General features: G+C 47.3%; 13 protein-coding genes. 9 read left to right on the top strand and 4 right to left on the bottom strand.

The genetic code is table 11. From position 1 onward, the window contains the following. Nucleotides 1-38 precede the first annotated feature (38 nt). Nucleotides 39-911, top strand: a complete 873-nt coding sequence (locus tag HOM51_02360; protein ID MBT5033341.1) for a protoheme IX farnesyltransferase — start codon at nucleotides 39-41, stop codon at nucleotides 909-911. Beyond that, nucleotides 902-2,413 (top strand): carboxypeptidase M32, encoded by a 1,512-nt coding sequence (locus HOM51_02355; GenBank protein ID MBT5033340.1) that lies wholly within the window; start codon nucleotides 902-904, stop codon nucleotides 2,411-2,413. The genes HOM51_02360 and HOM51_02355 overlap by 10 nt, the downstream gene beginning before the upstream one ends. Before the next feature lie 3 nt (nucleotides 2,414-2,416). Here the strand turns inward: HOM51_02355 and HOM51_02350 are convergent, their stop codons facing one another. After that, complete coding sequence (locus HOM51_02350; protein MBT5033339.1) at nucleotides 2,417-2,608, bottom strand: hypothetical protein; 192 nt, start codon at nucleotides 2,606-2,608, stop codon at nucleotides 2,417-2,419. A gap of 282 nt (nucleotides 2,609-2,890) precedes the next feature. On the opposite strand from HOM51_02350, the gene HOM51_02345 reads away from it, so the two are divergent. Next, nucleotides 2,891-3,850, top strand: a complete 960-nt coding sequence (locus HOM51_02345; protein MBT5033338.1) for a hypothetical protein — start codon at nucleotides 2,891-2,893, stop codon at nucleotides 3,848-3,850. A 13-nt stretch (nucleotides 3,851-3,863) separates the two neighbouring features. Here HOM51_02345 and HOM51_02340 read toward each other — a convergent pair whose 3' ends face one another. Continuing rightward, a complete protein-coding gene (locus HOM51_02340) occupies nucleotides 3,864-4,103 on the bottom strand; it encodes a hypothetical protein (protein MBT5033337.1) in 240 nt (79 codons plus the stop codon). A 152-nt stretch (nucleotides 4,104-4,255) separates the two neighbouring features. On the opposite strand from HOM51_02340, the gene HOM51_02335 reads away from it, so the two are divergent. Beyond that, nucleotides 4,256-5,308: a glycosyltransferase family 2 protein gene (locus HOM51_02335; protein MBT5033336.1), complete on the top strand. Its 1,053-nt coding sequence runs from the start codon at nucleotides 4,256-4,258 to the stop codon at nucleotides 5,306-5,308. Between the two features lie 56 nt (nucleotides 5,309-5,364). On the opposite strand, the gene HOM51_02330 is transcribed toward HOM51_02335, so the two are convergent. Both HOM51_02330 and gmd read right to left on the bottom strand, forming a co-directional pair. Beyond that, nucleotides 5,365-6,294, bottom strand: a complete 930-nt coding sequence (locus HOM51_02330) for a GDP-L-fucose synthase (GenBank protein ID MBT5033335.1) — start codon at nucleotides 6,292-6,294, stop codon at nucleotides 5,365-5,367. Nucleotides 6,295-6,304: 10 nt separating this feature from the next. Beyond that, entirely contained in the window at nucleotides 6,305-7,369 is a 1,065-nt protein-coding gene (gene gmd / locus HOM51_02325) for a GDP-mannose 4,6-dehydratase (GenBank protein MBT5033334.1), read from the bottom strand. A gap of 191 nt (nucleotides 7,370-7,560) precedes the next feature. Here gmd and HOM51_02320 point away from each other — a divergent pair, with 191 nt between their 5' ends. The 5 genes from HOM51_02320 to HOM51_02300 all read left to right on the top strand — a co-directional run bounded on the left by HOM51_02320 (nucleotide 7,561) and on the right by HOM51_02300 (nucleotide 15,181). Further along, nucleotides 7,561-8,331, top strand: coding sequence for an ABC transporter ATP-binding protein (locus HOM51_02320; protein ID MBT5033333.1), 771 nt, complete (start codon nucleotides 7,561-7,563; stop codon nucleotides 8,329-8,331). Then, complete coding sequence (locus tag HOM51_02315; GenBank protein ID MBT5033332.1) at nucleotides 8,328-9,110, top strand: ABC transporter permease; 783 nt, start codon at nucleotides 8,328-8,330, stop codon at nucleotides 9,108-9,110. Before HOM51_02320 ends, HOM51_02315 begins: the two co-directional genes overlap by 4 nt. Before the next feature lie 68 nt (nucleotides 9,111-9,178). Continuing rightward, a complete protein-coding gene (locus tag HOM51_02310) occupies nucleotides 9,179-10,264 on the top strand; it encodes a glycosyltransferase (protein MBT5033331.1) in 1,086 nt (361 codons plus the stop codon). Nucleotides 10,265-10,353: 89 nt separating this feature from the next. Then, nucleotides 10,354-12,336, top strand: coding sequence for an FkbM family methyltransferase (locus HOM51_02305; protein MBT5033330.1), 1,983 nt, complete (start codon nucleotides 10,354-10,356; stop codon nucleotides 12,334-12,336). Between the two features lie 70 nt (nucleotides 12,337-12,406). Beyond that, complete coding sequence (locus HOM51_02300; GenBank protein MBT5033329.1) at nucleotides 12,407-15,181, top strand: hypothetical protein; 2,775 nt, start codon at nucleotides 12,407-12,409, stop codon at nucleotides 15,179-15,181. The last annotated feature ends 12 nt before the right edge of the window (nucleotides 15,182-15,193 follow it).

Raw genomic sequence — 15,193 nt, 5'->3', positions numbered from 1 at the left:
AATCACCTGAGGTCGTTGCAGTTGCGGCAGGTCCGCGTCTGAAAGACTACGCGCTGTTGCTAAAACCCCGGGTGATGTCGCTGGTCGTGTTTACCGGGCTCGCTGGAGTGTATCTGGCCCCTGGTAGCATCGACTTTATGACCGCGTTTTATGCGGTGCTTTGGATCGCGGTTGGTGCGGGTGCTTCTGGTTCTATTAATATGTGGTACGACCGCGATATTGACCTCCATATGAGCCGCACCAAGAACCGCCCCATACCAGCAGGCCGGATGCAGCCTGTCCATGCGCTGTGGGTCGGACTGGCTCTGTCGATTGGGTCTGTTGTCGCGATGGCGGGAACTGTTAATGCCCTGGCCGCAGCCCTTCTGGCGGTAACCATCGCCTATTACGTCTTTATATACACCGTCTGGCTGAAACGTCGCACGCCGCAGAACATTGTCATTGGCGGTGCCTCTGGTGCGTTTCCGCCGATGATAGGGTGGACGGCGGTGACCGGTGATATTTCGTTGGATTCGGTTTTGCTGTTCGCGATCATCTTCATGTGGACGCCGCCTCACTTCTGGGCCTTGGCACTGTATCGCAGTGGTGATTATGAAAAAGCCGGGGTGCCGATGTTGCCGGTTGTTTCCGGCGCACGGGAAACTAAGAAGCAAATTCTGATCTATAGCATCTTATTGGTCCCCTTGACCTTGGCCCCTGTCTTCACAGGCATGGCCGGGGCGATTTATGGTACGGCGGCAATCCTTCTCGGCATTGGCCTGATGCGCCATTCCATCCGCGTTTGGCGCATGGATGACCGCAACGATGATCCCGCATCCAAGGCACGGCCGATGTTCTTTTTCACGATCTTCTATCTGTTCCTGATCTTCGTCGCTCTGATGATTGATAAAGCCGCACAGCCTTGGCTCTAGATCAGAATTCTTCCTATCAAAAACTTGAAGACCGCTTCCGGCGTCTAAAGACTCTTGGAGACGCGACGTCTATTCTCGAATGGGATTGGGCGACCATGATGCCGCCGGGTGGAGCAGATGCCCGCAGCGATCAACTGGCCGAGCTCAACGCCCTCAGGCACAATATGCTTTGCGCAACGGAAACTGGCGATCTGCTGAATCAAGCCGCCGATACCCCTGACTTGTCAGACTGGCAGCGGGCCAATGTCCGCGAAATCAGCCGCCGCCGCGCCAGTTCCATGGCCCTGTCCGAAGACTTCGTGCTGGCTCGTACCAAGGCCTGTAACACTTGCGAAACAGTCTGGCGACAAGCCCGCGCCGATGCAGATTTCAAGGCCGTCTTACCGCATTTGGAAAACCTGTTGTCGCTGGTGCGCGAAGAAGCTGAAGCCAAAGCCGAGGTTCTGGGGTTGGGGCTCTATGATGCCCTACTGAATGATTATGATCCGGGCACCCGGTCAGAACATTTCGATCAGGTATTTGATGATCTCGAAACATTTCTGCCGGAATTTTTGGGCCAAGCTTTGGAACACCAGGCAAGCCAAGCAAATGTTATTCGGCCTCAAGGTCCTTTCCCCGTCGACAAGCAAAAAGATCTCGGCACGGGCTTCATGAAGGCGCTTGGCTTTGACTTTGACCACGGTCGCTTGGACGTTAGCCTGCATCCCTTCTGTGGCGGATTTTCTGATGATATCCGCATCACCACCCGCTATGACGATGCCGACTTTACCTCTAGCTTGATGGGTGTGCTGCACGAAACTGGCCATGCCCTCTATGAGATGGGGCTGCCCCAAGACTGGCGCAGCCAACCTGTTGGCGATGCGCGCGGCATGAGCCTCCACGAAAGCCAATCCCTGTTATTTGAGATGCAGGTCTGCCGGTCTCAAGAATTTTTGACTTACGCAGCGCCGATCATGGCGGAGGCCTTTGAGGGCCAAGGCCCTGCCTGGTCCGCCGATAATTTAAGTAGGCTGTACAGCCATGTCGAACCCGGGTTCATTCGCGTTGACGCAGATGAAGTCACCTATCCAGCCCACGTTATCCTGCGCTATCGTCTTGAACGGGCCCTGATTGAAGGGGACATGGAAGCGGCCGATATCCCGACCGCTTGGAATGAAGCCTTGCAACGTATCCTTGGCATTACGCCACCTTCTGACCGCGAAGGCTGTCTGCAGGATATTCACTGGTACGATGGTGCTTGGGGATATTTCCCGACCTACACCTTGGGGGCGATGATGGCGGCACAAATTTTCGATGCGGCGCGCACGGCTGAGCCCGATATCCTACCCAGCATTGCCAGAGGAAATTTCCAACCCTTGCTCAATTGGCTTCGAAAAAACGTTCATGGATATGCCTCTAAATTCGAAACACCGGAACTGTTGGAAAAAGCCACCGGTCGTCCGCTGGACGCAGAGACCTTTAAGACCCATTTGAAAAGTCGTTATCTCGGGCGCCCTTTATAGGCCCTATTTCTCCGCTAATACGCGTTTTGGTTTAGGACTGTCTTTCAGCTGTGTGCCGCCGGTCAGTAAATAAGCACTACCAATTCCGAGCCCCCCACTAATAACACCGACGGCAAAGAGTGATGCAGAGAGTTTTAACATTTCTCGACGCCTGCGCTTTAATTCGTTTTTTTGACGTGTCGTACTATTTTTCATAATGCCTTCCTTCCATTCCACATCCCGCGATTGAGAGGCTCCGTGGATAAGCTATGGAAGGATTACAGGAGATTTAGGCATTTTTATGTTTATATTTGCATATTTATTTGCATTTTTATCCGTTCGCCACAGATTGAACGCCTAAAAGAAAGGTGCGGAGGATTATTGCCCTCAGTGATAAAGAAGCAGATAAACTAATAAACACCGCCGTTGTTGATGAAGAGAGGCAGGATCGGCAGGATTGCACGGCTTGGCCGATTATAATTGGAGAGGATCGCAGAGATGGCGTCACGCGGGGCCATAATTGGTGTCGTTTTGGGAGCCATCACTGCCGCTGGTTTCGTCTATTTAGCCCTTGTCAAATCCGAGACGAATGCTCCTCAAGCCAGCTTGACGATTGACGATAACCTGTTTCAAAGACAAAAAACCGCTTCGAATATATCTAAACCTGCTGTCGTAAAACCATCTTCCTCCACATCCAGCCGACCCCGCAATATACCGCCCTCGACCCCCGTTAATTCTTACCCAGTAGAAAAATCTTATCCGTTGAACGATTGGTCCCAAAATAATGTATCCGCAGGCCATTTAGATTCGGTCATCCTAGACGGTAAAAATCCGGGGCTTTTGGATAAGCACAAGCTTACAAATAACGATGTTTTAAAAGCGTCCGGATGGGCGGGAAATGTCTTCCTCGGCATGCGCATGCGCCATGTCTTTTTAACCGTATGCAGTAAAATCGTTGGCAATACCCTGGTCACAGGCAAGCGACCTGATGTGGTTAGACTTGCGCATCCCAATATTACAACTTCGGGTTGGACAGCTTTGCTTGCCGTCGCACATCTGCCGAGATGCAAGAACCCGGTGTTGCAAGCCTGGACAGTTGGTTCCGTGGCACCGGTTTTAAGCCCCCTTATCGGAAACTTCCCCCTGTCATTGCCACCGGCCAACAGCACGCCAACGAATAAATCGTTTCAAACTCGGTCGACGCAGGTTAGGCCTGACCAAGTCCCACCGGCTCCTGCGGTTACCGTGGAAATCATGACAGATAAAGCCAGCATCTATAAATGTTCGAACAAACGGTGCCGTGTTGTCGGCACCCGAGGCAAAGGCCAACATCCAGCCCTCATCGCCGATGAGTTGGAGGGCTGGGTTTTATTTCAGTTGCATGACGTATCGGGGTGGATGCCTCGCAATACTTTCAGGATCCTCAAAAGGTCAGACGAAGTGCAACCTCAAAAATAATTGGAGGGCCGCGCTATTTCCCCTTCATTTTATCCTTGGCCATAGAACTCGCCTTGGATTTAGCCTTTTCTTCCGCCGCCTTTTTCTTTTCCTCAAGACGCTTTCTGGCTTCTTCGGAAACGCCCTGAGTCATTGGCTGAACGGTATTGGGGGTGATCTGTGGGGAAACCAACTGTTGGCTAAATTGCGCCGATGCCGTGGCTGAATAACCAACCAGGACGGCTACAGCAAGGAATGCTATTTGGTATCTCATGGGACTCATTTCCTCTAAAAGTTTCTACCGCATTTTACCATACAGGAGAAAAATTGTCCGGGTTATTGTTTGATTTTGAAAAGACCTCTTGATCCATTAAATCCCACCCGCCAATCTAGCCAGACACCTAATTACCAGAAAGCGCCACAATAATGTCCGCTGATGAACCCGCGCCGACTGTTCGAGTTATCGTTGTTAATTATAATTCGGGGAATCTACTTGGGCGCTGCATTGACGCGTTGCATAAACAGACGTTTTCGGACTTCGAGGCCATCATCGTCGATAACAATTCAACCGATGGGTCCGTGGACGCTGCCATGGTCGATGACCCCCGGTTCACGATCCGTCGTTTGGACGACAACATCGGCTTTGCCGCTGCCAATAACTTGGGTGCCAAGGATGCAGCAACGCCCTGGCTGGCAATGCTCAATCCTGATGCTTTTGCGGAGCCGAACTGGCTAGCAGAATTGATGGATGCAACGCGGAGATACCCGGATACCGCAATGTTCGGATCAACCCAGATCAGTGCTAACGATCCGCGTAAACTCGATGGCAGTGGAGACGCATATTTCGCGTTCGGTTTGGCCTGGAGAGGCAATTATGGCCACCCTCTAGGTGATCTACCTGAAGACGGCGAGACCTTCAGCCCCTGCGCCGCAGCGGCGCTTTATAAGACAGCGGCGTTTCAAGACGTGGGTGGATATGATGAACGATTTTTCTGTTACCTCGAAGACGTAGATTTAGGATTTCGATTGAGGCACAAACGAGAACATTGTGTCCAAGTCAAAAGCGCAGTGGTCTACCATGTTGGCTCGGCTCTAACAGGGGAGAAAAGCGACTTTGTTCGCTTTCATAGCGCTCGGAACGGAATCTGGCTGTTCTCTAAAAACATGCCAGGGGTATTATTTTGGCTTCTTTTACCGGGACATGTGCTGTTGCAACTGGCGTGGTTGGCTCGGGCAGCATTGCACGGTCAGATAAAACCCGTGTGGCTGGGAATACGCGCAGGATTAGGAGGACTATCCGAGATATGGCAAGAGCGCCCGAGCGTTCGTGCCCCCGAAAATATAAAATGGACCAGCATCTCTCGAGCTCTTTGCTGGTCCCCTTGGCGGTTATTAAACCGAGGTCACGACGTGCGAAAATATAGACTTGTTAGAGCACCCTCCGAAACACCCCCGCCTACATTACCCAAGAGTTTGTAGCCACAAATTGGGGGGAATGAGCATTCTCCATAATCGCCTACTTGAATTGATTTATATCAACGATTTATCGCTGTTGAATTTCGGTACGAATCATATGTAGTTTTAAGCCCATCTTCCAGGCACGTCTGTGCAGACCATCCCAAAGACTTCATGAGAGAAATATCGAGCAACTTCCGCGGTGGTCCATCAGGCTTACTTCTATCAAACTCAAGGTCACCTGAGAAACCAACAATACGAGCAACCAATTCGGCAAGCTCACGGATAGTAAGCTCCTCGCCAGTACCTATGTTAATTTGTGGCTCGTCCGAATAATTCTTCATAAGAAAGACTAAAGCATCGGCCAAGTCATCAACATAAAGAAACTCTCTCTTGGGCTTACCCGATCCCCAGATATTGAGAGATTTGTGTTCATTTTTCGCTTCATGTGCCTTGACGATTAAAGCGGGAATGACATGGCTCGAGATCAGGGAAAAATTATCGCCAGGACCATACAAGTTATTGGGCTGGGCCGAGATAAAGTCGCATCCGTATTGCAAACGATAGGCTTGGCACATTTTTATGCCGGCGATCTTGGCAATGGCGTACCATTGATTGGTTGGATCAGGAAGCCCCGTCAAAAGAACCTCTTCCGACATTGGTTGTGCCGCTCTGCCCGGGTAAATGCAAGCTGAGCCAAGGAAAAGTAACTTCTCGACGCCCGACTTATAGGCTGCATGAATGACATTTGTTCCAATGGCGAGATTATCGTAAATAAAATTTGCCGGCAGGGTAGAATTTGCATGAATACCGCCAACTGTGGCCGCCGCTAAGATAGCCGCGTCGGGCTTATTTTTAACAAACCAGCTTTCAACGTCAGCCTGGTTACGCTGGTCTAATTCTTCCCGCGTTACTGTTAGAATTTCGCAATCTTCTGAAGCTAATCTTCTGACTGTGGCCGACCCGACCAACCCGCGATGACCCGAGACCCAAACGCGTTTCCCCTTCAGGTCATAATTATTATGCATTGAGATTTCTTTGATCGTCACGGATAGCAATTAAATCTGACTCTACCATTTCCTGAACAAGGTCTGGAAAATTAGTCGTATGGGTCCAGCCAAGTTTTTTGCGCGCCTTAGACGGATCACCGCACAGCACATTTACCTCTGTCGGGCGAAAATATCGGGGATCAATTCTAACTAGAGTTTGACCACTTTTCTTATCAACGCCTACTTCGTTTACACCATTTTCTCTCCATTCAATGGGTCGACCAACAACGCTGAACGCAAGCTCAACAAATTCCCGCACCGAGTGCGCCTCGCCCGTAGCCAGCACATAATCATCAGGCTCATCCTGTTGCAGCATACGCCACATGCCATCGACATAGTCCCGCGCGTGTCCCCAATCGCGCCGGGCATCGATATTGCCAAGAAAGAGTTGCTTCTGAAGGCCTAACTCAATAGCCGCGACAGCTCGAGTAATCTTACGCGTAACGAAAGTCTCTCCACGGGTTGGCCCTTCGTGGTTAAAAAGAATCCCGTTAGAGGCATGGAGGCCATAGGCCTCGCGATAGTTTACCGTAATCCAATACGCATACAATTTAGCAGCTGCATAGGGGCTACGTGGATGGAATGGAGTACTCTCTCTCTGAGGGGTTTCCTCCGCCTGTCCGTAAAGCTCCGACGTGGAGGCTTGGTAAAAGCGAGTTCTACCCTCGACCCCCAAAATACGGATTGCCTCAAGCAGGCGCATGGTTCCCAGAGCATCGGAATTTGCCGTATACTCGGGTGTCTCAAAACTAACCTGCACATGACTCTGTGCGCCGAGATTATAGATCTCAGTAGGTTTAGCCATCTGGATCAGACGAATAATATTGGTAGAATCCGTTAGGTCCCCGTAGTGCAGATGAAATTGCGTGTCCTCTTCATGCGGGTCAGTATAGAAACTGTCAATTCGTGCCGTATTAAATGAAGATGACCGACGTTTGACCCCGTGAACTTCATAGCCTTTATCAAGTAGGAACTTAGCCAAATAGGCACCATCTTGACCTGTTACACCTGTGATGAACGCGATATTATTTTTCAATGCTTTTTGCTCACAATTGCACTTTTCTAATGGGTTGCATGCAGATCATTAGATCAATTATCAATATTCCCTGAACTGGCAAATGAGTAAAATTCGCTGTCCAATAAGATTTGGCATCAATACAATGCGCGACTTACAAGCCGGGTAATTGGTTGCCGACAGAGTATGCTTTTACAAGAATGAAAATGTAAATGAATAAAAGCAAAAACGGTTCTCGGATGCGGCAAGATTTGCCATTTGTCCAACTTGAAAATTGCTCGGTTTCAATTCCGGAGCGAAACCCTTTTACATCTCTAAAACATGCTCTTCTTGGCAGGCGCAATTCAGAACCAAATAAATTAAACATATTAGAAAATATCACGTTTAGCGCATCATCAGGTGATCACATTGGGATCATTGGGCGCAACGGTTCGGGAAAGTCCACATTGCTGCGCCTGATCGCGGGCATATATCCTCAAAGCCAAGGTGTGCGACGAGTCCAAGGCTCGATTGCCCCCGTTCTTGCTCTTGGTGGCGGCCTAGATCCTGAATTGTCGGTTCGAGCGAATGTTCGCTTAGGCCTCATCAATGCGGGGCGTCACGATTCCTATTCGACAGAACTTTTGGAAAAAATTCTCAAATTTGCTGAATTGGAGGACCGCTCAGAAACTCCTTTAAGACATTTAAGTTCGGGGTTTCAAGCGCGACTAGCCCTCTCTTTATCCTTTCACCAAAATTCAGACATCCTAATTCTTGATGAGGTCCTAGCGACCGGAGATATGGTTTTCGTTGAGAAAGCTCGAAGGGCAATGATCGATCTATTCTCCAAAACGCCAATACTATTTTTGACCAGCCACAATGAAACCGATATCACGGAAGTATGTTCGCGCGTGATATTAGTCAGTGATGGTCAAATTATGATGGATGGAGCACCCGATTTGGTCTTCGATAAATATCATCACATGCTGGCAGACATTCAATGAGTGCTTTTTCAAGCAGGTTACGCGAGGGGCTGCTGATTTTGCATAGCATTATGTACCTAGCCTATTCACAGATTTATCGTCGCTACTGCGGATCCCTTCTAGGCTTAGGCTGGTCACTCATGTCGCCAATGATCATGATCGCCGTCTACTATTTGGCCTTCCGTATTTTCTTTCGGGTACCAATTGAAAATTTTGCAGTCTATCTCGCTGCGGGCCTAATGCCTTGGCTGTTTGTTGTAAATTCTGTTATCGCTTCAGCCAAAACGCTTACTAATCATCGTGATGTATTGGAAAATTACACAATCTCACCGTTGCTGTTTTTATTCTCAACAGTGATGGCGGAATGGTTGTTCTTCCTAATGTCTTACGTCGTTGCAATTATATTTGCGGCCATTTCAGACCTGACAAACTGGACTACGCTGCTTTTGCCAGTTTATTTGATGCCCTTGTTCATTTTCACGGCCGCATCAGGTGTAATCATTGGCTACGCCAGCGTCCATTTTCGCGATATCCCGCATTTACTGGGAGTATTCTTTGCGTTGGCATTTTGGTTCGTTCCTATTGTCTATCACTGGAGCTTTATACCTGAAGGCTACGTTGATATTATTCGTTACAACCCGTTGAGTATTCTAATTACACCATCACAAGTTATCCTACACGGCAATGCATTGCCGAGCTTAAAAGTCTTCCTTGCTGGAATTTATTTGTCGCTCATTTGGGTGGCCTTTGCTCTCTATATCCATCGCAGGTTTAGGAAAAGGATCGTCTATTATCTTTGAGAAAATTAGCGGCTTGCCTTTATGTCATCTTGATATAACCAATTGGTTCAATTTATGAGGATGCCCCATTGAGACCGACTCCCCTTCCTCGTTTTGCCGCTGTTGTCCCAATCGGCAACAGCGATCCTCGTCTCAAAAGCTCGCTTCGTTCTCTTCAAATCCAAAATGTGGATATGGATGTCGCATTGATGGATGCAAGCAATGACGGGTCAGTACACCACATAGCCGACTCATTCAGTTCGCTTTTAACTTTCCGGAAACACGCGACAGATGCAGGGCAAGCGTCCGCAATTATGGAAGGATGGAAACAAATCCAGGGAGATATCCTTTTTTGGTTGAACGCCGATGACGTGTTGTTGCCAGGGACCATCGCAACCGTAGCGGAAGTATTTTGTTCCAGCCCAGAAATCGATATCGTTTACGGACACAGTATTATACTCGATTCTCACGCGCAGTTGACGGGGTATCATATGGCCGTGGAGGAGATTTCCGACCTAATCCTACGGTCTAATACAATTTCACAGCCTTCCTGTTTTGTTCGGCGCCGTGCGATAAACGAAATTGGGGGCATCAATCCTGACTTGGAATTTGTGATGGATTGGGATTTATGGGTTCGTCTATATAGGGCAGGTAAAATATTTCATTTTATAGATCAGCCCCTATCCGCTGTTGTCTTTGAGAAAGGCACAAAAACAGCTTCTATAAAACTGAGACGTCTCTCGGAAGCCTTTGCCCTATCACGTCGTTATTCTGGCACTTGGGCCGCCTTAAAGACAGTGATAGGCATAGCTTTACATCATCTGGGTGCCTACACAGTAATGGCTTCACTTGGAAGCCAAATGCGATCCATAAGACACCGAAAGACTCAGAAATTTATATTTGGCATAGGCCGGGACGGTCAAATCGATGGCGAGGCCCAAATTCCGTTACCTAATCTTGCTGATGAGGCGAAACAACGAATTTCGATACATCTTGATACCCGTAATTCCGATGACGTTTCTGTGACTGCCGGCAATAACACGGGTAAAAATGTCGGCGACGACAACACCCTTGTTACCCTAGAAAGAGCGATTGACCCCGGTGAGGTGCAATGGCTCAGTTTTAAAAGCCCCACAGGGCAACAGACGCGTTTCAGTTACGCTTGTTGGCGCTAACACCAAGGACTGTTAATAATGTCGATCAAGCACCGAATTCAACTCTGCTTTTGTAGATCTACAAAACTAAATTGTTAGACTGATCGATCATGGCAACTAAACCCGACGAACCTAAATCAACAAATAGTCAAACCATGAGCCATGAAAATGAACTTGCAACTGACGATGTAAGTTCGGATTTTTATGGCCAAGATACTGAATTAAAAATCTTGGCCGCTATAATTCCACATCTCACCAATCGGAATTTTATTGATATAGGTGCCGAAAAAGGGAGCGTATCCAAGTTTTTTATGGCGCACGGCTTCAACGGATGGATTTTTGAACCTTATCCGGGCCACCGGAACGTGCTTGAAAGCATTGTGTCAGGAACTGACAGCAAGTTTTTTCCCTACGCCATAGATAAATCGGATCATCTCGGAACGTTGCACATTGCCACCGATGAGAATAACGACCCTCTAAATTATTTTCATTCCTTGCAATATCTTGAGAAGGATCATCGGGTCAAACATACCGACCAGATCTCGGTGGACTGTTTTTCTATTGGTTCGCTTGTTCACCAGGGGATATTGGAGGAAAAAGTAGGGGTCCTAAAAATAGACACAGAAGGGAATGACTTAAATGTACTCAAAGGAATGGGAACTCTGGATACGGAAGTCCTGATTTGTGAGTATTTCACGAATAATATCTATTCCGGTTGGAAAGACGGTGCCCCCGAAAAGCTTATTGCCGAGGCGTCAAAAATTGGCTTTGAGAAATATATCGTTACAAAACGTCGGAGAGATATCGAATTCGTTGATTTTTCCCCAACTTCATTTGCAAATGAGCAATGGGGAAATCTGATTTTCATACGGGGCTCCATCTACCAAGCGGCTTTGAATCAATTGCTAGAAATTAAAAAAAAGTCAGAAGAAATTCTCTTTGAAAAAACAGCTTTTTTACAAGAGACTTGTGACCAGCGCCTTACACTCATCACCGAATTAGATGCTGAAACTAAAATTCTGCGCGGCAATATCGATTCTCTCAATAAGAGAAACGATAATCTTGTTAAAGATATGTCCGATCGCACACGAGGCTATGAAACTCTGATCAGAACTCAACAGCAGAAGATTGATGAAACCAGAGCAGGCCTAATTGGTTCTTTAAAACGGCAAACTAAGCACTATTTAAAGCTCATAACGGAAAGATCCAGGCTTTTTATCAAGCCGCGCCTTGGTATGCTAAATCAATACCATCCTCGCCCAATGGTTCTTCCCAATTGGTATTATCAGGCGCCTGCGGAGGATTCTTCCAATCTCCCTTTATTATCGATCGTTACTCCGTCCTTTGCGCAAGGGTCTTTTATCGAACGAACGATAAACAGTGTGCTTGATCAAAATTATAAACATCTTGAATTCATCATTCAGGATGGGGGCTCTAGTGATGAAACGGTTGATGTGCTGCGTCGCTATGATGCCCGATTGACCCATTGGACTTCGGAAAAAGACCGCGGACAGACACATGCGATCAATCTAGGTTTTGCCCACGCGACGGGTGAAATCATGGCATACCTAAACTCCGACGATCTATTATTGCCTGGGGCCTTACACTATGTCTCAGCCTATTTCGAAACCCATCCCGAGGTTGATGTTGTGTACGGCCACCGCGTCCTGATTGACGAAGATGACCAGGAAGTCGGGCGTTGGATTTTACCTCCGCATAACAATATGGTTCTCTCTTGGGCGGACTATATTCCACAGGAAACGTTGTTCTGGCGGCGCCGGATTTTTGATAAAATTGGCGGGCAACTTGATGAGAATTTTCACTTTGCAATGGATTGGGATTTAATCCTTAGATTTCGCGAAGCTGGGGCAAAGTTTGTTTGTCTCCCACGATTCCTCGGCGCGTTTCGTATTCATTCTGAGCAAAAGACATCGGTAGAAATTGAAGGTAAAGGAATGAATGAAATGTCACTGTTGCGAAAAAGGTGTCTTGGCCAGACAGTTACACAAGACGAAATTAAGCGCGCAATTCGCCCATATTTGGCCAAGAGTCTCCTTTGGCATAAAGCCTATAGATTATTTAAGCTTTGCTAGCTCCGTAACGGATTGAAATAATGGGCTGAGAAATTGGCCCTCTGCAGAATAAGTAGAAAACACTCCCATAATGGCAATACTATTCACTCTGGCGCTTTTTGGCTACTGGTCGCTTGTCGGTTTCGCGACTCTTCTAGTGTTCCCACCTCGAACCGGGGCAATTCAGACCTTATTGCTTTCCCCAATCGTTGGAATTTCAACAATTATAATTCCAATATTTCTGCTTAATAGATATGGCTTAGCAGTCAATCAGTTCGCGACACCTTTGCTATTGTTACTGGGCCTTGGTGCCATATTTGTAATTATCTGGAAGCGTCCTATCTTTCCAATTCGCCGGATACGCCCCTTTCTCATTTTAATGGTTTTTTCGTTGACGTTGGTCGGATGGCCAATGGCGCTCTACGGCTTTGATTGGATCGCGTTCAGCAATGATGACGCCGCGAACTACGCTCTCGCCGCACAACGATTTCTTCACCATGGCTATTTCGAGACGCCCGATTATGTGACCTATGCGGACGGTCTGGATTATTCAATTGCCAATGGCATTTTCTATATTTTACTGAACATCCGGCCTGGCAGTGAATTAATGTTGGCGTCACTATGGAATTTTTCAGGGCTCAACGCACACCAAGTTTATATGCCTTTGATGGTAGCACTTCATATGTGTCTCGTCTCCTCGACGGCGGCAATGTCGGCGACGATATCTCGCAACTGGATGGTTCCATTTTTTGCGGCCGGGTTGGTCGCCATTTCACCATCGCTCACGTTGGGAACTATGTACCAACTCGCGCCTCAGGTTGGCGGGTTGGCCTTGCTTGTTGCCAGCGTTGCCTTGTTGCTTCGAACTCCTCCTAAGTTACCTCTTAAAGCCATGATGTCTTCGATAATTCCTGTGACATTTCTAATTTCCGCCGTCCTCATTTGGTATGTCGAGATGCTCCCTTTCCTTGGTCTTGGGTGGCTTATTTACCTAATTTCTAATTCCTGGCGGGATCGAACAAATGCGGTGCGAATCTTATATCCCGCTTTGATTATCGGCATTACATCAATCCTTATCCTTAATTTTTACATTTATGACGCACTTGAATTCATGTTCCGGAATGTTGGCGTTGGATTGGGGGAAACGAATATCGGGACATCGCTTTTCCCCTTCTATTTGACCCCCATGGGATTAGCCACTGTATGGGGGTTGTTCCCAGTTGGAAAAAATATTCCTGAGCCCTATATGTCGGTCGGAATATTTATCGGCATTGCTCTGTCCGTTTGGCTGATCTGGGGTATGTTAACGACAAAAATTCGCTCAAAACCTTGTGCAATTATACTATTTATAATGATCGCGCTTGCGGCGAATATGTATAACGGGAACGCAAGCTACGGATTGTTTAAGCTTGCAATGGTTGCCCAACCTTTCTTATTGACGATGCTCGTGCTTAGAATTCCAACCGCACGTTATACAGTGTTGCTGTCGGCACTAATTTTCGCGCCGCCAATAATTTCTAACGTATATTCACAGTACTACTACATGACTGAAAGCAAAGGGTTTAAATATGGTGGATTTGTCGGACTTCCGAACGCATCATCTGTCGAGGCCAATCAACAATTTGTAAAATTAATTTCCCCAGCGAAAGAGAAAATTAAAAATGGAATTTTGCTCGATACCATAAACCCGGTACTTGCACGTTATCAAATGCTCTACCTAAAAGGCATCAGTTCACTTTTTCCTGCACGCAACTATTGGGATCAGGTGAACGTGTCCACGCCTAATAATATAAATGATCAAGTATTCAAAAATATTGAAGTCGTTGTAGGGGGTAAAAAAAATACCTTTTGGCTACATAAGGGACTTAAAGACAAACTGAAAGAATTGCCGATTGTCGTTAACAAACAATCCTCAAATATACTTAATCGGCACACCCAAGATGCTAACGTGAAGAACTTTTTTCAGCTAACGGACTCAAATGCACTCACGAACCATCTGGTTTTTATACACTCAAGCCTTGGGAACTATTACTATTTGGGCGATCAACGCCGCATTGGCTTATATCAGCTTGAAAATGACCCAATGATTCCCGGTCGGACAATGTCAGGACTTGGGCGTTATTTACAATTGATGGTCGTCAGCCCGTCCAAGACGCTCCGGGTAAAGATGGAGATATCCACCACCTTAATGAAGCATTTTGACAGCCGTTTACCTGTTCCATCCCTCTACGCTAAGAGCATACAAAAAATTAAGTTCAAGGGTCGCGGTTCCGCCCGTGTTTTTAGTGATCCGATCACCCCTCTATATATTAACGGTGTGCCCGTCATTGCCATCGATATGGGACGAAAACCGGAAAGATTTCCCTCCCGGGCGATAGGTTTAATGCGCCTATACGGGACCACGGTCAATCGGGACCCACGCCTGTTAACCGCCTTTGGACGAGATATCTCATTGGTTAGCGAAGAAAAATATAGAAACTTTTCGCCCCCGTCGAATTTGGTCAATTTCCCTCAGGGGTTAGAAAATTCTGAACTGGAATATTCCGGCATTTATGAAGATGGATATATTTCTGAAGAATCCTTTTTTATATTAAGGCAGCCCTCCTCAACAAAAAAATTTAAGATAGAAGGGCTCATCCCTTACATAGATCAAGATACATTCAAAACGATCATGATCCTTAGAATTGATGGCGTGGATATTGTTAAGAAAGAACTCGGGCTGGGTAAATTTTTAGTCGAGATTCCGGTGATGCCGAGTCAGTCCTCAAACCGGAGAGTTGAAATATCTTTTAGCCGCGCCCAAAAGCTTCCTGGTGCCGATGCTCGAATATCAGCTGCAAAAATTAATTTTCTTGGATTTAATTAATGCCTGAGGAGG

The organism is Rhodospirillaceae bacterium, assembly GCA_018660465.1.
Classification (GTDB): domain Bacteria; phylum Pseudomonadota; class Alphaproteobacteria; order Rhodospirillales; family JABJKH01; genus JABJKH01.
This window is presented reverse-complemented; position numbering and strand designations above follow the sequence as displayed.

What these genes read in the sequence shown, in the direction of transcription:
- HOM51_02320 (MBT5033333.1), top strand. Translation starts at nt 7,561, where the DNA reads ATGAATAAAAGCAAAAACGGTTCTCGGATGCGGCAAGATTTGCCATTT.
- HOM51_02335 (MBT5033336.1), top strand. Translation starts at nt 4,256, where the DNA reads ATGTCCGCTGATGAACCCGCGCCGACTGTTCGAGTTATCGTTGTTAAT.
- HOM51_02345 (MBT5033338.1), top strand. Translation starts at nt 2,891, where the DNA reads ATGGCGTCACGCGGGGCCATAATTGGTGTCGTTTTGGGAGCCATCACT.
- HOM51_02350 (MBT5033339.1), bottom strand. Translation starts at nt 2,608, where the DNA reads ATGAAAAATAGTACGACACGTCAAAAAAACGAATTAAAGCGCAGGCGT.
- HOM51_02300 (MBT5033329.1), top strand. Translation starts at nt 12,407, where the DNA reads ATGGCAATACTATTCACTCTGGCGCTTTTTGGCTACTGGTCGCTTGTC.
- HOM51_02340 (MBT5033337.1), bottom strand. Translation starts at nt 4,103, where the DNA reads ATGAGATACCAAATAGCATTCCTTGCTGTAGCCGTCCTGGTTGGTTAT.
- HOM51_02315 (MBT5033332.1), top strand. Translation starts at nt 8,328, where the DNA reads ATGAGTGCTTTTTCAAGCAGGTTACGCGAGGGGCTGCTGATTTTGCAT.
- HOM51_02305 (MBT5033330.1), top strand. Translation starts at nt 10,354, where the DNA reads ATGGCAACTAAACCCGACGAACCTAAATCAACAAATAGTCAAACCATG.